At 70.5% G+C, this 20962-nt stretch carries 16 protein-coding genes; 5 read left to right on the top strand and 11 right to left on the bottom strand.

The window, feature by feature from the left end:
• Positions 1–7 precede the first annotated feature (7 nt).
• Positions 8–742 carry an OmpA family protein gene (locus LG334_RS02800; protein WP_404383083.1) on the top strand — a complete coding sequence of 245 codons (735 nt, stop codon included), beginning with the start codon at positions 8–10 and terminating at the stop codon, positions 740–742.
• A gap of 40 nt (positions 743–782) precedes the next feature.
• On the opposite strand, the gene LG334_RS02805 is transcribed toward LG334_RS02800, so the two are convergent.
• From LG334_RS02805 to LG334_RS02815, 3 genes are all read right to left on the bottom strand, one after another.
• Positions 783–2219: a cyclic nucleotide-binding domain-containing protein gene (locus tag LG334_RS02805; RefSeq protein ID WP_404383085.1), complete on the bottom strand. Its 1437-nt coding sequence runs from the start codon at positions 2217–2219 to the stop codon at positions 783–785.
• 116 nt (positions 2220–2335) lie between these two features.
• On the bottom strand, positions 2336–2749 hold the full coding sequence (locus LG334_RS02810) for a hypothetical protein (protein ID WP_404383087.1): 414 nt from the start codon (positions 2747–2749) through the stop codon (positions 2336–2338).
• A 134-nt stretch (positions 2750–2883) separates the two neighbouring features.
• Positions 2884–3981 carry a DUF4384 domain-containing protein gene (locus LG334_RS02815; RefSeq protein WP_404383089.1) on the bottom strand — a complete coding sequence of 366 codons (1098 nt, stop codon included), beginning with the start codon at positions 3979–3981 and terminating at the stop codon, positions 2884–2886.
• A gap of 232 nt (positions 3982–4213) precedes the next feature.
• Between LG334_RS02815 and LG334_RS02820 the strand changes: the two genes are divergently transcribed.
• Both LG334_RS02820 and LG334_RS02825 read left to right on the top strand, forming a co-directional pair.
• The gene (locus LG334_RS02820) at positions 4214–4642 is read left to right on the top strand and encodes a DUF4399 domain-containing protein (RefSeq protein ID WP_404383091.1); all 429 of its coding nucleotides are present in this window, start codon (positions 4214–4216) and stop codon (positions 4640–4642) included.
• Positions 4643–4672: 30 nt separating this feature from the next.
• Positions 4673–5131 carry a DUF4399 domain-containing protein gene (locus LG334_RS02825; protein WP_404383093.1) on the top strand — a complete coding sequence of 153 codons (459 nt, stop codon included), beginning with the start codon at positions 4673–4675 and terminating at the stop codon, positions 5129–5131.
• Between the two features lie 15 nt (positions 5132–5146).
• Here LG334_RS02825 and LG334_RS02830 read toward each other — a convergent pair whose 3' ends face one another.
• Entirely contained in the window at positions 5147–5350 is a 204-nt protein-coding gene (locus LG334_RS02830; RefSeq protein WP_404383095.1) for a hypothetical protein, read from the bottom strand.
• A 116-nt stretch (positions 5351–5466) separates the two neighbouring features.
• On the bottom strand, positions 5467–6192 hold the full coding sequence (locus tag LG334_RS02835) for an autoinducer binding domain-containing protein (protein WP_404383097.1): 726 nt from the start codon (positions 6190–6192) through the stop codon (positions 5467–5469).
• Positions 6193–6358: 166 nt separating this feature from the next.
• Between LG334_RS02835 and LG334_RS02840 the strand changes: the two genes are divergently transcribed.
• On the top strand, positions 6359–14293 hold the full coding sequence (locus LG334_RS02840) for a DUF4347 domain-containing protein (RefSeq protein WP_404386289.1): 7935 nt from the start codon (positions 6359–6361) through the stop codon (positions 14291–14293).
• Between the two features lie 80 nt (positions 14294–14373).
• Here LG334_RS02840 and LG334_RS02845 read toward each other — a convergent pair whose 3' ends face one another.
• The 5 genes from LG334_RS02845 to LG334_RS02865 all read right to left on the bottom strand — a co-directional run bounded on the left by LG334_RS02845 (position 14374) and on the right by LG334_RS02865 (position 18967).
• On the bottom strand, positions 14374–15366 hold the full coding sequence (locus LG334_RS02845) for an alpha-ketoacid dehydrogenase subunit beta (protein WP_404383099.1): 993 nt from the start codon (positions 15364–15366) through the stop codon (positions 14374–14376).
• A gap of 12 nt (positions 15367–15378) precedes the next feature.
• On the bottom strand, positions 15379–16326 hold the full coding sequence (locus LG334_RS02850) for a thiamine pyrophosphate-dependent dehydrogenase E1 component subunit alpha (RefSeq protein WP_404383101.1): 948 nt from the start codon (positions 16324–16326) through the stop codon (positions 15379–15381).
• A gap of 14 nt (positions 16327–16340) precedes the next feature.
• Complete coding sequence (locus LG334_RS02855; protein WP_404383103.1) at positions 16341–17036, bottom strand: hemerythrin domain-containing protein; 696 nt, start codon at positions 17034–17036, stop codon at positions 16341–16343.
• A 123-nt stretch (positions 17037–17159) separates the two neighbouring features.
• Complete coding sequence (locus LG334_RS02860) at positions 17160–18485, bottom strand: GAF domain-containing protein (protein WP_404383105.1); 1326 nt, start codon at positions 18483–18485, stop codon at positions 17160–17162.
• Positions 18482–18967, bottom strand: a complete 486-nt coding sequence (locus tag LG334_RS02865) for a hypothetical protein (RefSeq protein ID WP_404383107.1) — start codon at positions 18965–18967, stop codon at positions 18482–18484. The genes LG334_RS02860 and LG334_RS02865 overlap by 4 nt, the downstream gene beginning before the upstream one ends.
• A 241-nt stretch (positions 18968–19208) precedes the next feature.
• On the opposite strand from LG334_RS02865, the gene LG334_RS02870 reads away from it, so the two are divergent.
• Positions 19209–20543, top strand: a complete 1335-nt coding sequence (locus LG334_RS02870; protein ID WP_404383109.1) for an MATE family efflux transporter — start codon at positions 19209–19211, stop codon at positions 20541–20543.
• On the opposite strand, the gene LG334_RS02875 is transcribed toward LG334_RS02870, so the two are convergent.
• Complete coding sequence (locus LG334_RS02875; protein WP_404383111.1) at positions 20488–20961, bottom strand: hypothetical protein; 474 nt, start codon at positions 20959–20961, stop codon at positions 20488–20490. The two genes, LG334_RS02870 and LG334_RS02875, sit on opposite strands and share 56 nt — an antisense overlap.
• Between the last annotated feature and the right edge of the window lies 1 nt (position 20962).

Genomic DNA, 20962 nt, shown 5'->3' on the forward strand with positions numbered 1-20962 from the left:
ACAGACCATGATCCGCACGACCCTGCTGAGCTGCACCGTCGCCCTGTCCGTCGCGCCCGTGACGGCCATGGCGTCCCACGGTTACGACGACGCCAACGACACGGCCGGCGGCGTGGTCCGCATGTACGACAGCGTGCCCGGCGTCGAGGACCTGCGCCACGACCTGATGCCCGAAAAGCCCCGCCGCACGCGCGGCATCGAGATCCGCGCCGCGCCCCAGCCGGCCGCGCCCCGCTATTCCACCCCGGCCTCGGTGAGCACGCCGGCCCCCGCGGCCGTTCCCGTGCAGGCCCGTCCTGTCGAGCCCGTGGCCGCGCCGGTGGCCCGTGACCCCGCGCCCGCGGTTGCTCCGGCTCCGGCGCCGGAGCCCGCTCCGGAACCGGTCCAGGCGCAGGCCGCGCCCGCCAAGGCGCCGGACGCCATTGGCTTCCGCATCCAGTTCGCCTTCGACTCCGCCGCCATCCAGCCCGGCTCCCGTCCGTTCCTGGACCGCCTGGGCGAGCTGATGCGCGAGGAAGCGGACCTGTCCCTGGTGGTCGAGGGCCACACCGACGCCACGGGCTCCGACGCCTACAACGCCGCCCTGTCCCATCGTCGCGCCGTGGCCGTCGCCGGATATCTGGCGCAGGTGTGGAACGTGGAGGCAACGCGCCTGAGCGTGGCCGGCAAGGGCGAGACCGAGCCCCTGACCCGCGATCCCGAGGCTCCCGCCAACCGCCGGGTGCAGTTCCGGGTGCGGTGAGGCGGCTACGACGGGAGGGGCTCGCATCGCCGGACCTCCCTCACAGCCCTAGGAAGTCGCGCACGCGGTCGAGCAGATCCCGACGGTCCGGCGCCCCGCCCTGGGGCGCCGCGACCGTTTCCGCCGGTTCCAGCCGTTCCCGCGTGCGCCGCTGGCGGGCTGCCATGAGGTCGGCAAGCTGTGCCGCCACGTCCGGCCGGCTGCGCAGAATGGGGGCCAGGTGGTCCTTGTCGATCTCGAAGGCGACGCCGTCGGTCTCAGCCACGACGGATGCGGCGCGCGGCGCCCCCGTCAGCAGCGAGAACTCGCCGAACACGGCGCCGGGCATGAGCCGGCCGACGCTGACGGCGCCGCCGTCGCGGTCCACCCGGACGTCGAGAATGCCCTCGGTCAGCAGATAGAGCGAACGCCCCGGCTCTCCCTCCGACACCAGCGCGCGGCCGGCGGTGAAGCGGTGCCGGCGGGCGGCGTCCGCCAGGGCGCGCAGGTCCGCTTCCTCGAAGGCCTGGAACAGGTCGATCCTCCCCAGCATGGACGCCACCGGGCCGGCCGCACCCTCGGCGGGGCCGGTAGCCGTCTTGCGCGGGCTGGGAAGCATGGAAACCGAGCGGCGCGGAAAGGCCGCGGTCATGCCGGCGCGCTGTAGCCCGTCGAGCACCGCGCCGACGACGGCATCGCGGCAGCGGTTCTCGTCGGCGCCGTCGGCCACCCAGTAGCGGACCAGATAGACCGCGCCGGCCTCGTCCACGCCCTCCAACTGGACGACCGGCGCCGGGTCGCGCAGCACGCCGGGGGCGGCCAGGGCGGCGGTGCGCAGGACCAGCTTCACCCGCTGGGGCGGTGCCGCCGGGTCCATGGGCAGGCGCAGGGTCTTGCGGTAGTGGCGCTCAGGGTAGCTGAAGTTGATGAAATGGCTGCCGGCGATCAGCCCGTTGGGCACCACCAGCGACGTTTCGTCGCGGGTGATGAGGCGGGTGGCGCGCCAGTTGATCTCCTCCACCCGGCCCACCAGGTCCGGCGCCACCTCGATCCAGTCGCCGATGCGGTAGGGGTGTTCCACGTTCAGCGCGATGCCGGCGAAGACGTCGGCGATCATGTTGCGCAGGGCGATGCCCAGCACCACCACCAGAATGCCCGACGTGGTCAGCAGCCCCGCCACCGGCTGGTCGAACACCAGCCCGACGATGGCGATGACGGCCCCGCCCAGCAGCACCACGCGCGCCAGGTCCTGCACCAGGCGCGGCGGCGGCGCGCCCGGACGGCCCAGGGCCGACAGGCGCTTCACCGCGATGTCCACCAGACAGATGCCCACCCACGCCAGCGCCAGCCATCCCAGAATGCCGCCGACAAGGCGGGCGACGGCGTTGACCGGGGCGGCCTCGGGCCCGAGCCACGGGGCGCCCCGCGCCTGCAGCGCGAAACCCGCCATCGTGAGGATCGCCGCCGCCAGCAGCCTCGCGCCGAGGCCCGTTTTCATGCCTGCACCTCCGCCGCCTGTCCGGTGCCGTCGCTCCGCACAAGCATACGCCCGGCCGGAAGGCTCCGGCCGGGCGAGAGGGCTTAGGGGACGCGGGGTCGGGAGGAGGTAGCGCCCTACTTCTGCTGCACGAGGATGTTCTGGGTCGCCTGGTTGTGGATGCCCGCCGCCGTGTTCTGGGAGGACACCGCGTTGAAGCTGCTGAAGGCGCCCTTGGTGCCCTGCTGCATCACGCCGACGCCCTGGGCGGCGTGGTTGCCGATGCCGGCGGCGGTGTTGCCCGAGAACACCTGGTTGGTGCTGAAGCGCGGCGCGGTCCACGACGGCCCGGACTGGCCGGACTGGAACACCGTGACGCCCTGGGTGGCCTGGTTGCCGATGCCGGCGGCGGTGTTCTGCGACTGCACGACGTTGCTGCTGCTGGCGCCGGGCAGGTAGGACTTGCTCTTGTAGCCGCCGTCGGCCAGCGCGGGGCCGGTGAACAGGACGGAGGTGGCGAGAGCGGCGAAGAGGGTGCGGCGAAGGGTCATGGCTCGTCTCCTTGGGTTCGGTGGCTGGATCATGTTCGGGCCCGTTGCCCTCGATCCATGACCTCACCCTAGAGCGATCCCGCACGGCCCACTGTGAACCGGTTCACCCGGTTTTGCTTTTCCCGGAGTGCCCTTCAGTAAACGGTGACGAACAGCCGCGACGCCGCCACCTGCGTGTCGCCCAGGTCGCGGAACAGCGCCTCCAGCGCCCGCGCCGCCTGGTCCTCCGGCGTCTCGGCCAGGACGGCGCCGACGGCGGGGGCGACGTCCTCCTCTGTCGCGTGGCAGCGGATTTCGCTCTGCCCCGGCGGCGGCCCGGCGTCGAGCCGCATGGAAAGGTCGGGGCCGGGGACGCGGATCGCCTCGTGCCCCTCGGTGCGGACGTGGCCCGCCGATCCGGGGAACAGGGGCAGCACGGCGCCGTCGCGGTTGAGGAAGCAGTACAGGTGGGCCGCCCTGTTGGTCTGGAGCACCAGCGAGATCGGCTCGCCGATGGCGTAGCGCGGCGTGCGGCCGCGGTCGCTGGACAGGTAGAGCGACAGGGGCGTGAAGCTGCCGCCGACAGCCTCCAGCAGCGGTGCGGTCTGCTGCACGCAGCCCACCAGCGCCCAGCGCGCCAGCAGGGCGGCGGGCGTTTCGCCGTCCAGCCGCCGCAGCCGCATGGGATGCCCGCCCGCCGCGTCCTCCCACCGGGCCTCCACCATCGAGTCGCGGCCCAGCGGCACCGCCGCCGGCCAGGGCTGCGGTCCTTGCGCCGGGGGCCAGGAGAGCGTCGCCGCGCCGCCGTTCTCGCCGGTCAACGTCAGCGTGCCCGAGCCGCCGGGAGGCGGCGCGACCCGCACCGGCGTTTCCGGCCCCAGGCACCATGTTCCGGCGCGGGCGGCGTCGATGGTCACAGGGCCGCCGTCGAGGCTTTGCAGCGTGTCCTCCGGCAGACCGCCGAGTGACCGCGTGCCGCCCAGCGCGCTCAGGTCGACGCCGCGCCAGTCGCCAATCAGGGTGAAGCCGCGCGCTTCCTGCGGCTGGTCGGGCAGGAGGCCTTCATAGGGGCCGCCGATGCGCAGAATGCGGCCCGAGGGCATGAGCACGGTGGTCACCGTGTCTTCCGGCAGGTCCAGGCGGTCGCTGTCGGCCAGGACGCGCCCTACGGTCATGCCCGGGGCGGTGGAGGACAGCACCACGCCCTCCGCCAGGGCGGGGGACGCGCCCAAGGCGGTGGTGACGAGGCCCACGGCGGCCAACGCGCGGCCAGGGGCGGTTCTGTATCGTGCGGTGCCAGACATGCCGACAAGGATAACGCCGCGGGCCGTTTTGCGCGGCGGGGCGGAAGGCGTAGCCCGGCGCGGCGTCCTTGGGGGAGTGTGGCCGCTTGAAGATGTACCGCCGCACGCCGCCTGCCACGCCGACCGTCCCGCCGGTGCGTGCCATACTGGCTCCGTCATCACCACATGCGGAGGGACCGCCATGAAGCGCGCCGCCCTGCTCGCCGCTGCCGTCCTGCTCGCCGGCGGCCTGTCAGCCCCCGTTCTCGCGCAGAACACGAAAGCGCCCGAGGGGGCGCGCCTCTACATCATCTGGCCCAATGACGGCGCCGTCATCAACGGCGGCAAGTTCTGGCTGCGGATGGGGCTGGAGAACATGGGCGTGGTGCCCGCGACCATTCCGCAGGAGGGGGCGGGGCACCACCATGTGCTCATCAACACCGACCTGCCGCCGGCCGACGAGCCCATCCCCAACGACCGCAACCACCTGCACTTCGGTGGCGGCCAGACCGAAGCCCGCATCGAACTGCCGCGGGGGCGGCACACGCTCCAGCTCGTGCTGGCCGACCATGACCACTACATGTTCGACCCGCCGCTGGTGTCAGAAAAGATCACCATCATCGTGCCGTGAGCCGGCCAACGACAGACATGGAGGATGACCATGTTCCGCCATCCCGTCCCCGGCCTGGGCACGGCCCTGTTCGCGCTGAGCCTCGCCATGGCCGTGCCGGTGGCCTCGGCCCTCGCACAGGACGATGCGCCGAAGCTCACCCCGGCGCCGGAGAACGCCTACCTCTACATCGGATGGCCCAACGACGGGGAGCGGGTGCGCAGCCCGTTCAAGGTGTGGTTCGGCCTGCGCGGCATGGGGGTCGCGCCCAAGGGCGTGGCGCACGAGAACACCGGCCATCATCACCTGTTGATCAACAGCGATCTGCCGCCGGCGGGCGAACCCCTGCCGGCGGACCGCAACACCCTGCACTTCGGGGCCGGCGAGACGGAAACCCGCCTCGACCTGCCGCCAGGGCGCTACACGCTGCAACTGGTGATGGGCGACCACGACCACGTCATGCACGACCCGCCCGTGGTGTCGCGCAAGATCACCGTGACGGTGCGCTGAGGCGCGGCCGCCCGCTCAGTGCACGCTGAGCGCGACCAGGTCCTGGGCCGCGGCCGCGATGCGGGCCGAGGCCAAGTCATCGCACCGGCCGAGTTCCCGGCCGTCCGGCGCATGAATCGCCACGGCATCGCCAAGCGGCTTGACGTAGACGACGTCGCGCTCCCACCGTGCGTCGGCCTCGAACCGGGACTGGCGGGTGAAGAGGTGCGGGATCGGCATGGCGGCCTCCTGTCGGTGCCGGGATGGGACTGACCCGATCCTGCCCCGTCCTCCCGCCGGCCGCTGTGAACCGGTTCACGGCCCGGTGCCGGAGCGGCGCCGCGGCAAAGGCCGGCTCAGATCTTGATCAGCCCCAGGCTGGCGGCGCGGGCGACGGCGTGGCCGCGGCTGGAGGTATTGAGCTTGCACATGGCATTCTGCAGGTGGAACTTCACGGTGCGTTCCGACAGGTTGAGGATGTTGCCGATGTCCAGGCTGGTCTTGCCCTGGGCCACCCACAGCAGGCATTCCCGCTCGCGGTCGGTCAGCCTGACGCCCGCGCCGCTCTGCCCCGTCAGCCGGCACAGGGCCTCGTGCACCCATGCGCAGGAGGCCATGAGCGCCGGCAGGTTCCGGCGCGCCTCGGCAAAGACCTTCCCGCCGTCGGCGCAGAACACCGACAGAGACGAAAGAGTTCCGCGCGCCCCATGGATGGGAATGCAGACGAAGTTGTTCATGCCAAACTCCACCGCCGCCTCCATCACCTCGCGCCGCGCCGGCGAAAGCTGGTCCACCAACACCGCCTCGGGCACCAGCGGAAGCGACGAGGCGAAGCAGTGCGCCAGCGCCGGGTCCTTGAAGACGTACCCGTTCTCGATGTAGTGGCGCTGCCAGGCTTCCGAGGTGGTGGTGACGTAGGGCGGCAGGTCCGTCTCGGGGTTTGCGGGAAATCCCGACAGCCCGATCAGGTTGAACTCGGCAAAGCCCGCCCGCCTGACGAAGCGGTCAAGAAGCGCATGGAGGCCGCCCATGCTGTCGCACGCCTGGGCCTCCTCGGCCAGACGTTCAACATCCCTTATCATGCTCTTGCGCCCCCTCGCTGACATTTCCCCCGGCGCCCCCGCGCCGTCCGCTTCCCCCCGCGGAGCATCGGCCGCATCGAGCCGCCGTGTCTTTTTTCGGCCAGTCTAGCGCATGGATGCGCCGGCGCGACCTGTCCGAAGGGACAGTTACGCAATCTTGATCAATGTGAAATATCTCAATCTTTGGATAGTGTCCACGGTACACGGCCAGGACGCGCGCACGGAGCCCACAAGCCCGGCGCGTGCGGCGCGACATGAGGGGGTTGCGCCGACTCTGCCGGAGGTGGACGGGGACAGTGTACCTGCAGGGGGGGGCATCATGGGCTTCATGGACCGCACCGGGCGCCGCGGCGCCAACCGTCATGCGCGGCTGAGCGCCAGCGCTTCGCCGCTCGCCATCGCGCTGGAGCCACGCTACATGTTCGACGCCGCCGGCGCGGCCACGGGCGTGGACGCCCTGCGCGAGGCCACGGCCGAGGCGGTTGCCGCGGAACATGACGCCGCCCCCGGCACCGATACCTCCGACGGCGATTCGGCGCTGGCCGCCGCCGCCGCCCAGCACACCCCGCCCTCCGACGCCGCCCGGGCCACCCCGCCGGCGCCGGAGGACCAGCGGCGCGAGGTGGCGTTCATCGACACCGGCGTGCAGGACTGGCAGGTTCTGCGCGACGCCGTGCCCGAGGGCGTGGAGGTGGTGCTGATCGACGCCGGGCAGGACGGTCTGGCGCAGATGGCCGCCTGGGCCGAGGGGAGGGCGGGCTACGACGCCATCCACGTGCTGAGCCACGGCGGATCGGGCTTCATCACCGCCGGCACGACGGTTCTTGATGCCGCCGCCGTGGAGGCGCGGGCCGACGACCTGGCGGCGCTCGGCGGCGCGCTGACGGAGACCGGCGACCTGCTGCTGTACGGGTGCAACGTGGCCCAGGACAGTGCAGGTGCCGTCTTCGTGGCCGCTATGGCGACGGCGACGGGGGCCGACTTGGCTGTATCGGACGACCTCACGGCCGCACCCGAGCTTGGAGGTGATTGGCAGCTTGAAGTCTTTTCGGGCGAAATCGAAACGGCCGCATTCGGTGACGCTCTTGAGGGTGAGTATTGGCACAGTCTTGGAACCGTTACCTGGGACCCTGATTTTTGGAGCTACACGATCACCATCCAGGACGGGGAAACTATTCAGTGGATCAACCAGCTGTCCGGCCATGACGGCGCTGGAATGAACAACTCTCTGGGTAACGGTGTGCCTGCTCATGGAACGTTCCAGGTTTTACACGATGGAGCGTGGGTAAACGTCAAGGAGACCACAACGGCCCTTCCGACAAATGATCCTGGTGCCGTGAACCACGGCGATACCATAAGATACGTGCACAACGGAACATCCGGGACTTCAGATACGTTTTTCTTTGGAATATACGGATCGGGGGCCCGTGCCTTAATTACGATTGAGCCGTCAAATAATCCTCCTAGCCTAGACTTGAACGGCGCAAGCTCCGGAACGGGAAGTGGCGCGTCGTACACTGAGGGGGGCGGCGCAGTACCCATTGCCCCTTCTGGCACTATCACGGAGCCGGACGGCGATAACATCACCTCCATGTCCGTCACCCTGACCAACCGCCCTGACGGGGACTCGGTCGAGAGTCTTTCGCTGGACAGCACTGCGATGACGACAGCGACGGGTGCCAACCTTTCGGTGACCTACACAGCGTCCACCGGCCTTCTCAGCATTACCGGGGCAGCCTCTGCAGCCACGTATCAGTCGATTCTTCAAGGCGTTCACTACAACAATACTTCCGAGGCACCGGATACTACGGCCCGGTCCATCTCAGTTGTCGTCAACGATGGCACCACGGAGAGTGCCAGTCCGACCGCTACGGTTTCCGTCGCCGCTGTCAACGACGCCCCCACCCTGAGCGCCGATGCCGCCAACCCGACGTTCACCGAGGACACCGCGGCCGTGGCGCCCTTCAGCAGCACCACGATCTCGGCGGTGGAGAGCGGCCAGAACATTGGCGAGGTCACGTTCACCGTCTCCAACGTCACCGACGGTACAGCGGAGACGGTGGTCATCGACGGTGTGGCCGTGAGCCTCCAGGACGGAAACGGCACCGCCGGCGCGCTGAACTACGGCGTCAGCCTCAGCGGCTCCACCGCCACCGTCACGCTGACCGCCGCGGCCTCCGCCGCCACCTGGCAGGGCTATATCGACGGCCTGAAGTACCAGAACACATCGGACACGCCGACCCAGGCCGGCCGCGTCTTCACGCTGACATCCGTCAAGGATGCCGGCGGAACGGCCAACGGCGGCCAGGATACGACGGCGGTCAACATCCAGTCGACCGTCACCGTCGCCGCCGTCAACGACGCTCCCACCCTCAGCGGCACATTCGCTTTGCCCGGCACGGACGAGGACACGATCTCCAATGCCGTGGACGTGGCGGCGATCCTGCATGGGCTGACGGCCGACGACGCCGACGGCGATATCTTGGGTATCGCCGTGACACGCGCCTATGGTGCCGGTCAGTGGCAATATTCCACCGACGGCGGCGCCAATTGGACCTCGATCGACAGCGCCGCCACCCGCGACAGCCACGCCGTACTGCTGCGGGCGACCGACCTGATCCGCTTCGCGCCCGATGGCAGGCTCGGCGGAACCGCGACGCTGACCGTGCGGGCGTGGGATGGCACCTCGGGCGCGGCGGGTAGCACTGTCGACGCGTCATCCAACGGCGGGGGCACGGCTTTCTCGGGCGAGACCGGGACCGTCGACATCCTCGTGACCAGCATAAACGACGCCCCGGTGATGAACGACGGGCCGCTGTTGACGCCGCTCATGTCCTCGGAGGACGACACCGTGACGGCTCCCGCCGTACCGGTCGGCGAATTCCTGATGTCGGCCCGCTACGAGGACGACGAGCCGCACTTGCAAGGCATGGCGGTGACCGGCGTCACGGGGAACGGAACCTGGGAATACAGCCTCGACGGCACGACTTGGGTGGCCATCAGCGGCGTGTCCGACGGCAACGCCGTGCTGCTCAAGGAAACGGACCAGATCCGCTACCTCGGGGATGGCGAGAACGGCGAGAGGGCGACCCTGTCCTTCCGTGGCTGGGATCAGAGCGTCACCCCCGCGGCGCCCGCGGACCCGTCGAAGGCGCCGACGGCCGACACCACCTCCCACGGCGGGACCACGCCGTTTTCCGCCGCAGTTGCGATCGTCGAGCTTGATGTCACGGATTTGAATGACGCCCCGACCCTGACCGGCGGCACCACCGTGGCCCTGACCGGAATTGACGAGCACACCACTTCGGGCGGCACGCCGGTGTCCACGGTGCTGACGGACGCCGGCTACGGCGACGTCGACACCGGAGCCTCCGGCGGCATCGCCATCACCGGCGTCACGGCCAACGGCACATGGCAGTACTCGACCGACGGCAGTGCCTGGACGGCCTTCGGCAGCGTGTCCGACAGCAGCGCCCTGTTGCTGACCGCGGCGACGCAGGTGCGCTACGTCCCCGACGGCGACAACGGCGAGACCGCGGCCTTCAGCTTCCGCGCCTGGGATGGCAGCGACGGCAGCGCCGCCTCGACCAACGGCAGCCGAAGCCTGGCCAATCCCGGCACCGGCGGCGGCACCACCGCCTTCTCCGGCGAGGTGGCCGGCGCCAGCATCACGGTGACTTCGATCAACGACGCGCCGACGCTGAGCGTCACGCCGGCCGCCATCACGATCACGGACACCGCGGCGACGGACACCTTCGCCAAGCAGTTCGGGCAGGCCACCGGCGCCGATGTCGATGCGGGCGCCAGCCTCACCTACACCATCCAGGGCGCCGCCACGAACGCGATGGTGAATGCGGACGGCACCACCTTCAACAGGGTGGCCACCGGCGCCTTCGGCAAGTTGTGGCTCCGCGCCGAGACCGGCCGCTACTTCTATGAAGCCGACAGCGCGGCGGTCAACGCGCTCCAGGCCGGGGAGACCAGGACCGACACCTTCACGATCGAGGTGAGCGACGGCGTGGCCTCTGAACCGACGACGCAGGCGGTGACGGTGACCATCACCGGTGCCGACGACGCGCCGAAGTTCAGCGACATCGGATATGTGGCTATCGACGATACCGCCGGGGCCGACACGTTCGCGCCCTTCACCGGAACGCTGCCGGTTTCCGATCTCGACACCGCGACCCTGACCTACGGCATCGACGGCGGCAACGCCGGTGCGTTCTCGGTGGGCGGGACCGCTTATGACGTGTCCAGGGTCAACGCCTTCGGGACGCTGTACCTGAACAGCAGCAGCGGCGCCTATGCCTTTGTGGCCTTCGACAACGCCATCAATGCGCTCAGCAGTTGGCAGGAGGCGAGCTTCGCCGTCACCGCCACCGACGGCAATACGACCGTCAACAGCCAAGTGTACCTGGACATCACCGCCACCAACGACACGCCGGCCGTGACCACGCCGGACGCCATTGCGCTGACGGATACCGCGGCGGCCGACACCTTCGCCGTGCAGGCCGGCAGGGTGGCGGCCACCGATGCCGAGGGCACCGCCCTGGCGTTCAATCTTACGGGCGCGGCCTCGGGCAGCTTCAGCGTCGACGGCGTGACCTACGACCGTTCCCTGGCCGGAACCTACGGCACCCTGTACCTGCACACCACGTCCGGCGCCTATGCCTACGTGCCCGATGCGGCGGCGATCAACGGGCTGGGCAGCACCCAGACCGAAGACACCTTCGCCATCACGGCCACCGACGGCGGAGGCGCTTCCAGCGGCACGACGCTGACCGTGGCCGTGGGCGGCGCCAACGACACGCCCGTGCTTGTCGCGCCGAACGCCATCGCCCTGAGCGACACCGCGTATCCCGACACGTTCGCCGACCAGACGGGCCAGCTCTCGGCCAGCGACCGCGACAGCGGCGCCACGCTGACCTATGGGGTCGACGAGGCAGGGACGAGCGCATCCCTCTCGGCGGGCGGCGTCACCTACGACTGGTCCGTGGCGGGAACCTACGGCACGCTGTACATCGAGCGGGCGACCGGCAAGTACCTGTACCGGCCGGATGCCGCGGCGATCAACGGGCTTGCCGCCGACACCACCGAACGTTTCACCGTCACGGCAAGCGACGACGGCGGGGCACGGGCGTCGCAGACGCTGACCATCGGGCTGACCGGCGTCAACGACCGTCCCGTGACCGACCTCAACGGCTCCGATGGCGGCGACTATGGCTCTGCCGTATACGCGGCCGGCACCGCGCCGGCCCTGATTGCCCCCGCGGCGACCCTGACCGATGCCGAAAACGGCGGCCAGATCGACCGGCTGACCGTCAGCCATAACAGCGTCTTTGATTCGGGAAAGGAGATCCTGGGCCTTACCGCGGCGGCGCAGGCCCTGGCCGACGAGCGAAACCTGACGGTCACCTTCCAGGAAGGTATGGGTGAGGCGACATTGACGGTCGCCGGCATCGCGTCGGCGGCGGACTACCAGGCCATCCTGCGGGGCATCACCTACGTCAACACGGGGGATCCGAGCGCGTGGGAGGTCAGCGTTGGCACGCGCAACGTGGATGTCGTGGCCCGCGACACCGGCGGAAGTGTCTCGCTGTCAAACAACATCACGCTGACCGTGGTCACGGCGCCCATCGTCGACATGAACGGCGGCGCCGCGGGCCTGGACGGCAATTCCACCTACGCCGAGGGCACGAACGAGGCGCAGGGCGGCTGGACCTCTGTGGTCGCCGACGGGACGCTGACCGAACCCGACGGGAACAACGTCAAGGGGATGGTCATAGACCTGACCAATGCGCAGGACGGCATGGCCGAAGCGATCCGGTTGAGCGGCGGTGCGGGGCTGCGCGGTGCCGTCACGGTCACCTACAACGACGCCACGACGCCGACGCGGATCACCCTCTCGGGCACCGACACGGCGGCCGTCTATCAGGATCTGCTGCGGGAACTGCAGTACCGCAACACCTCGGAGGCGCCCGCCACCACGGCGCGCACCATAACCGCCTACGCCACCGACGAATGGGGCTACACCGGCGCGACACAGACGCTGACCGTCGCCGTCCAGTCGGTGAACGACGCGCCTGATGCCATCAACCTGACGAAGACCACCGGCTATGTCGAAGACCCCGGCAGCGCCGTCACGGTGTTCGGCACGGCGGTGGACATCAGCGACGTGGACAGCGACACCCTGACCGCTTCCGTCACGCTGTCCGACGCCTTGGCCGGCAGCCTGTCGAGCAGCGGTGGCGGCACCTACGACGCCGCCACCGGGCAATGGACCGTGACCGGCAGCGCGACGGCGGTGAGGACGGCGATGAACGCGCTGGCGTTCACCCCCGCAGCCGACCTGGACCGCGACATCACCGCCAGCGTTTCCGTCAGCGACGGCGCGGCCCCGGCCGTCACCGGGACCGTCACCCTGGACGTCACGCCCGTCAACGACGCGCCGGGCATCTCCGACACGGCGCCGACCCGGACGGTTGCCGAGGACGGCGTCCTGACCTTCAGCAAGGGCGACTTCGGGTTCACGGACCCCGATACCGGCGACGACCTCGTGTCGGTCACCATCGTCTCGACGCCGGACCGCGGCACGCTGTTCCTCGACCACGACGGCAGCGGGACGCCCGGCGCCGGCGATGCCCTGGTGCAGGACGGCACGGTCATCACGCTGGCCGACATCGGCAGGCTGACCTTCGTTCCGGCGGCCGATGCCAATGGCGCGAACCATGCCGCCTTCACCTGGATGGTGAACGACGGCACCACGTCCTCGGCGACCATCGGCACCATGACGATCGACGTGACGCCGGTGAACGACCCGCCCACCACCGGGGTCGCGCTGTCCGATGCGCGGGCCACCCAGGACGTTCCCTATCAGGTCACGCTGCCGGTCGACGCCTTCGCGGACATCGACGCGGGCGATGCCCTGACCTGGGCGGCGACCCTGGCCGACGGGTCGGCGCTGCCGGCCTGGCTGCGCTTCGACGCGGCCACCCGGACGCTCTCGGGCACCCCGGCCAATGGCGATGTCGGCACGATCTCGATCAGGATGACGGCCACAGACGGCAGCGGCGCGACAGCCTCCCAGACATTCGATCTGACCGTCGACAACGTGAACGACCCGCCGACCGCCCCGACCGTCACCATGATGCTGGACAAGGTGCCCGAGGATGCGCCTGGCGGAACGGTGATCGCCCGCGTGGAGGCCTCCGACCCCGACGGCGACCCGTTGGCCTACTCTCTCGGCGGGACCGGGGCGACCCTGTTCGAGGTGGTGAACGGCCAATTGCGCTTGAAGGAGGGCGGCACCCTGGACCATGCCCGGGCCAGTTCGCACGTCCTGACGGTTACGGTGCTTGATGCCTCGGGCCTTTCGCAGTCCACCACCATCAGCTTCAGCGTCGAGCCGGTGGATACGTTCGTGCCCCAGCGGGAACCCGATCGCCCGCAGGATGATGACGACCCCGGCCGCAACGGGCTCGCAGGGCATCTGCCCGGCTATTTCGGCGGTCAGCGCGCCGGCCTCACGGGGGGAGGCAATCCCTCCGACCCGGGCCGCGGTATCGACACGATGACCATCGTGCGCAACGCCGTCACCGGCAACGACAGAGCCCTGTCCAACTTCTATGGCTCCGCCAACGCCCTCAGCCCCGTCACCGGGCAGACGGGCGACAGGTCGCCCGTCGGCAACAGCGGCCAGCCGGTGCGCAGCGGATTGGGCGGCAACGGCTTCGGCGGCAACGGCTTCGGCGGCAACGGCTTCGGTGGCAACGGCTTAGGCGGCAACGGCTTCGGTGGAGGCCTGGGCGGCGGCTTCGGCGGCTTCGGCGGTTTCGGAGGCTTCGACACGTCAGGCGATCGCGGCGGCCTGGGTGGCGGTGGCGGACCGGCCGACGGTCAGGCGCCGCAGCAGGCGGCCGTTTCGTCGGCCGACGGCGCCATCGAGAGCCAGTTTGTCGACGGCGCGGCGGACGGCGGCGCGCCTGCCGCTCCCGCCGCACCGGGCTTCACGTCGCGCCTGGCGGCGCTGCACCAGCAGTTTGACGCCGAGGCCGACCTGCTCGCCCGCTCCGTCGAGGAATTGGCGGCTGCCACCGCCTGACGGCCCGTCACCCGGCGCCGCGCCGCCTTGCCCGCCATGCACGCATGGTCGGGCCTTGCGGTGCGGCGCCGGCCGCACGGTCATGCAGGACAGGGCACCGGGTCGGCAAGCAGGCGCAGAGCCGCCGCCGTCACGGTGTCGGGCGCGGGCAGCAGGGCCTGTTCCAGCATGAAGTTGCCGGGCGCCGGGGCATCCGGCCCCGTCAGTCGCACGACGGGCGCCTTCAGGGCCGCGAACGCCTTCTCGGCGAGAATCGCCGCAACCTCGGCCCCGATACCGCAGGGCGCCGCCGCTTCGTGGACGATCACGGCGCGGCCGGTGCGGCGGACGGATGCCAGGATCGCCGCCTCGTCCAGCGGCTTGAGGCTGCGCAGGTCCAGGACCGCGGCCGACACCCCCCGCTCCGCCAGCCGTGCCGCCGCGTCGAGACATGTCGCCACCATCTTGCCGTAGGAGATGAGCGTCACGTCGTCCCCGTCCCGGCGCAGGGCCGCCCGGCCGAGCGGGATCGCCTCGTCGGACACGGATCCCGCCTGTTCGAGCAGGCCGATGTCGGTGAAGACCAGGACGGGGTTGTCGTCGCGGATGGCGGCCTTGAGCAGCCCTTTCATGTCGCCGGCCGTGGACGGCATCACCACCTTCAGGCCAGGGCTGTGAACGAACCATGCTTCCACATTGTGGTTGTGCTGGGCGCCCACGCCCCACCCCGCGCCGGTCATGGCGAGGATGGTCATGGGAAAGGCGAACTGCCCGCCCGACAGGCCGCGCAGCTTGCCGGCGCTGTTAACGATCTCGTCCATGGCGTAGCAGAGGAACGGCGCGAACAGCAGGTCGGCCACGGGCCGCAGGCCGGTCGCGGCGGCCCCGGCGGCGGTGCCGGCGATGATGCCCTCGGCCAGCGGGGTGTTGCGCACCCGCGCCGACCCGAATTCGGCCACCAGGTCGCGGCGTTTCGTGGCGGTTCCCTCGCCGAACATCAGGACGCGGGGATCACGCAGCATTTCCTCGGCAAGGGCCCCGCCGATGGCCTGCGCCAGCGTAACCTGGCGGGCGGTGCTTTCGATGATGGTCATGGCAGCCTCGGGTCAGGCGTAGACGGTGTCGAGCAGGTGGGCGGGGTCGGGCAGGGGACTGGCGTCGGCGAACGCGACGGCGGCTTCCATCCGCGCCTCTGCCTCGTGCGCCACCGCATCCAGTTCGGCGGGGGCAAGGCCCGCGTCCTCCAGGCGTCGGCGCAGGACGCGCAGGGGGTCCCTTTCGCGCCACCGGGCGAGTTCCGCAGCATCCACATAGGCCTGGTCGTCGGGCTCCAGGTGGCCCCGCAGGCGATAGCCGCGCGTCTCCAGAAGGAACGGCCGGCCCGTGGTCCGCACGGCGTCTGCCGCCGCTGCGGCGGCATCGAACACCGCCGCCACGTCGCAGCCGTCGACGGCGGCGCTGTCGACGCCATAGGCCGCCGCGCGGGCGGCGATGCCGTCGCCGAGCATGGTTTCCCGGCGGTGGACGTAGGCCTGCCACTCGTTGTTCTCGCAGATGTAGAGCACCGGCAGGTCCCACACGGCGGCCAGATTCAGGCTTTCGTGAAAGCGGCCCTGCGCCGCCGCGCCGTCGCCGAAGAAGCAGGCGACGATGCCCGGCTCGGCCAGCACCTTTCGCGACAGGGCGACGCCGGTGCACAGGCCCAACTCGCCGCCGACGATGGTGGACGTCAGCACCACGCCCAACGCGCGGGCGGAGACGTGGAGGGAGCCGGCGAACCCGCCGCAGTAACCGTCGCGCCGGCCCATGACCTCGGCCAGCAGGCGACCGGGATCGGCGCCGCGCGCCAGCAGGTGGCCGGCGCTGCGGTGGTTGGTCAGGATCAGGTCCTCGGGCGCCAGCGCCGAGACGACGCCGACCGCCGAGGCCTCGCCGCCCACCGACGTGCATGTGCCGCCGGCGCGGCCCTGGGACAGCAGCGTCACCAGCATGTCTTCATAGGCGCGAATGAGCGTCATGCGGCGCAGGGCGTCCATGGGATCGAGGCGGGACATGGCCGTCCTCCTCCTCAGGCCGCCGCGGCGGCGTCGGCCGGCGCCGCCAGGGCGGCGTCCAGCTTGGCGCGCTCGATCGGCGAAAGGTGCTGCCGCAGCATGGCGAGCAGCCCGTCGAAGGCCGGCGCAGGCATGTCGCCGCGCATGGCCCGCAGGGCCTGGGCGCGCTCCGCCGGCGTCAGGTTGGGGATGATCCAGCGCAGGATCACCTGCGCCTCTTCGGGCGCGAGCGAGGCGACGATGCCCTGTTCGACGGCGTGCAGTTCGGAGTCGGTGTACGCCGCCCGCAGGATCGCGTTGTTCCGGTCCTCCTCCATGTCCATGTGCGTCAGGTTCTCGCCGACCATGCGGGCGAGGGCCAGATACAGGGCATGACCCGCCTCGGCGCGGGTTTCGGGCGAGGGTGCGGCGGCCACCGCCTCCGCCGCCCGCGACACGGCGTCAAGGCCCGCGCGGTGGTCGTGGTGCTCGGCCTCCGTGCCGGCGGTGGAGCCGGGCACGCGGGCTTCCATGGCGGGATGGACGTGGTCTTCCTCGTGCCGCAGATGGCCGTGGCAGATGTCCAGCAGGCCGCGCACGCGCGCCAGGACCTCGGCGGTGTCGGTGGCGTCCGCGGCGTCCATGCGGCCGACGGCGACCATGGTCTCGGCCATGAAGGCGCGCAGGCCCTTGTGGATGGGGCGATAGATATCGTAGCGGGAGAGGCTCATCGTGGTCTCCTGGTCCGGGGTGTGGACCAGAGACTAGCCCCGGAGCGGACGCGGCGGTTGCTAAGTGATCCGTCGCCAAATCCTAAAAGAATGCTCACCGCAGCGCACACGCGGCGCCTGGCTCTAGGCCGTGGCCTGCTGGTCCAGTGCCAGGGGGCGCGTCACCACCAGCCGCACCCGCCCGCGCCCGGCGGGTTCGATCCGCACGCCGTCGCACCGTTCCGCGAGGCGTCGGCGCAGCAGGATCAGGCGGGCTTCCAGGTTCTCGGCCTGGCCGGGCAGCCTGATCTCGGGGCTGAGGCGGAGTTCGCGGTTGGTGAACTCCTGCCGGCCGTCGCGCAGGAAGTCGCGGATCATCTTCCAGAAGATGGCGCCCGCCACGCCCTTGATCAGGTAGTCGTGGTTGATGAACACGCTGTTGTCGGCGGGATAATGGCGCACCACGGCGGGCGGACCGGCGGCGGGCGCGGGGGCGGTGACGGCGGGCTCCGCCGCCGTCGCGCCGGGCGCGCGGGCCAGCATCAGGGCGGCCATCTGGGCGCTGATGGTGGCAAGCGCGTCCTCGTGCTCATAGCAGAAGGCCAACTCGCGCCGGCTTTCCACGAACAGGACGCCGAACAGCCGGCCGCCGGCCGCGATGGGAACGGCGAGCTGGCTGTGCGGCTCCTCCAGCCCAGGAAACGGGATCTCGTCGGCCGGCGGGCTGCCGGCGCCGGCGGCGATGCTGTAGGCGTATTCCGTCGTGAAATGAGTGATGCGGATGGGCGTGCGTTCGCGCGCGGCCACGCCGATCACCCCGTCGCCGACGGCCACCTCGGACCCGACGCCGGACCGGGCGTAGCCCCGGCTGGCGACAGTGAAGAGGCGCTCGCCCGTTTCGTCGAGCATGAGGATCATGGCGTGGTCGATCCCGAAGCGCGCTTGCAGCGCCGTCAGCGTCTCCTCCAGAATGTCGTCCAGGCCCGAGGCTTCCGCCAGCCGCTGACAGGTGCGGCGGACGTCCGGCAGCAGGCTGCGCGACGGTTGCGGCGGCAGCGGCGCGCCGGGCACGGCCTCGATCTCCAGCACGCGGTAGATATCGGCCCCCAGCAGCCGGAAGACGCCCGCCATGCCCGTATGCGAGGCTATGCCGGCCAGCCGCGCCTTCATGGTCTCGAACACCGGGCCGGCGGTCTCGGTGCGCAGGTAGCGGACGCGGAGCCGGTATTCCGCGACGGTCAGCGGGTCCATGACCTGAAGCACCGCATAGGGATTGGCCAGGATGTTGCGGCGGGTCTTGTTGAAGAACTGATAGGTCAGGGCGACATGGCGGTCGTCCACATGGTGGACCTGCGACAGCAGCGACACGTTGGGCACGCCCTCGTCGTCGCAGGTGGCGATGCTGGCGGGAACGACCCCTTCCAGGCAGGTGCGGATGGTATCCAGGGTCAGCGGCGGCGGCGGCGTCATGACGGTACGGGTTCCCCGGCGTGCGGTCCCGGCGCCTGATCGAACCCGCTGGCGCAAGTAAACGCGATACCCGCCAGCCGGTCGGCATCGCAGGCGTTGTAGGCGCCGATGAAGGTTTCGGTGAAGCCGATCTCGCGAAGTTCAAGGGCGAAGGCCCGCGCGTGCCGGTCGACGGCGTCGCGCCAGCCGGCCGCGGGCGGCATCACCACGGCATCGGCACCCTTGACCTGGAACGAGCGGTGCGTGGTCGGCTGGGTGAACACGACGGCGACCGCGCCGGTCTCCGTCACCGCGTTCAGGACGTCGGCGTTGGCATGCTCCTGCAGGACGATCAGAAGCCTGCCCGTCTCGGCCATGGGAATGGCGGCATGCGCCCGCCCGACCACGGAATGGCCGCCGGCTGCGCGCGAGGCCACGCGAATGCTGACCCCGCCTTGGGTGAAGGCGATCAACGACGGACTGAAGCAAGCGTCCCGTGTCATTGCGTTCCGTCCCTGGCATCATCTTCATCAGCATTGCCACGCCACGGCAGGGAAAGCAATTACCCCTGGCCGCGCCTTCAGAGGTATTGGCCGCCGACGCATGAGCCGCCTGGCGCGCAACCCTTTGCATGCGATCCGCTTCTGGCATAGTATCCATCGCGAATGCGAGGCGTTCGCAAAACAATCATCGACAGAGCCCGGGCGGTCCCGGACGCACCGGGACGACACGCGGGGACACTCAATGCGGAGAGAGGGGGCGCGGGTTCTGCGCCTGGCGCTGCCCATCCTGGTGACGCAACTGGCCTACATGGCGACCGCGGCCACCGACACCTTCATGGCCGGCCGGCTGGATGCCACGGCCCTGGCCGCGGTGGGGCTGGGGGCGGCGCTGTGGGTACCGGCCACCACGTTCATCGGCGGCGCCCTGTACGTCATGCTGCCGTCGGTCGCGGGCCATGTCGCCGCCCGGCGCCATGCCGAGGCCGGGCGCGAGGCCGTCACAGGGGCATGGCTCGGCCTGATGCTGGGGGCGGTCGCCGGGTTCCTGCTGTGGGTCCTCGCGCCGCTCGGCCTGACGTGGACGGGGGTCGACCCGCTGATCGTCGAACCGGTGAGCGGCTACGTGCGCCTGGTCGCGCCGGGCCTGCCGTTCATGGGGCTGTGGGCGGCGGCGCGGTACTTCTGCGACGGGCATTCCGACACGCGGCCGGCCATGCTGGTGGCCCTTTTCGTCTTCGTCCTCAACATCCCGCTCAACGCCGTGCTGATGTATGGAGCGGGGCTTGGTGTCGCCGGCATCGGGCTGTCGACGGGCATCGGGTTCGCCCTCGGCGGCGGGGCGATGGCGGCCCGCGCGCTGCGGGCCCGGCGGTACGGCCGGGCGCGGCTGCGGCGTGCGCCCAAGGGGTTCAATGGCCGGGCGGTGGCGGCGCTGCTCGTTCTGGGGGCGCCGGTCGGGCTGATGTTCCTGGGCGAGTACGTGGCGCTGAGCACGGTGGCGGTGCTGGTGGGCGGCCTGGGAGCGGTGCCGCTGGCAGCCCACCAGGTGGCCTTCAACCTGACCATGACTCTGTTCATGATCCCCGCCTCCCTGTCGGTCGCCGTGAGCATCCGCGTCGGCGCCGCCATGGGACGGAATGACGAGGCGGCGGCGGGGCGGGACCTGGGGGCCGGCCTCATGCTGGCCTGCGGCCTGTCGGCCTGTTTCGCCCTCCTGGTGCTTCTGCTTTCCGACACCGTGGCCCGCTGGTACACGGCCGACCCCGCCGTCCAGGCGCTGGCGGCGCGGCTGTTCGTGGTGGCGGGACTTTTCCTGGTATTCGACGCCGTCCAGATCGTGATCGCCGGCTACCTGCGCGGGCGCGGCGACGTGCGGGGGCCGCTGGTCCTGCTGCTGGCATCCTATTGGTTGGTGGGCATGCCGGTCGGGTGGATGCTGTCGGACGGGCACGGCGTCGTCGGCTGGTGGACCGGCCTGCTGTGCGCCGTCGTGACGCTGGCGGTCCTCATGGTGGTGCGGCTCAGAAGAGCACGCCATGGGCGCCCAGTACGGAGGCTCCGACCGTTATGGCGCTGAGGATCAGAAGGACCCAGTGGGCCCGCTGGACAATGGTGAAGGTCGCCTCCGGCCGCTCCTGCGCGCGCCGGTGGAACCACCGGTGCAGGACCAGGGGCTCGGCGATGAACAGGACGACCGCAAAGAGGGTCCAGACCAGCACCATGGCGTGCATCCACCAGAACCCGGGATCGGCGAAGCGGTCCCAGGCGTCCAGGCGCTCGGTCATGTAGAAGCCGCTCAGGCCGGCCAGGGCGACGGAGACCTTGGCGTGGCGGGAGAAGCGCCCCTCCACGGCCTCGAACAGGGCCATCCGGTCCGCCGGCTCGCCCAGGCGACGCACCGCCGGCAGGATGACGGCCGTCACCATGGCGACGCCGCCGATCCAGTGAACCACGGCCAGGACATGAAGGGCGCGCGCCCAGGTCAGGTCATCCATC

Origin of the sequence: Caenispirillum salinarum (assembly GCF_044803115.1) — a bacterium.
GTDB classification, from domain to species: domain Bacteria; phylum Pseudomonadota; class Alphaproteobacteria; order Rhodospirillales; family Rhodospirillaceae; genus Caenispirillum; species Caenispirillum salinarum_A.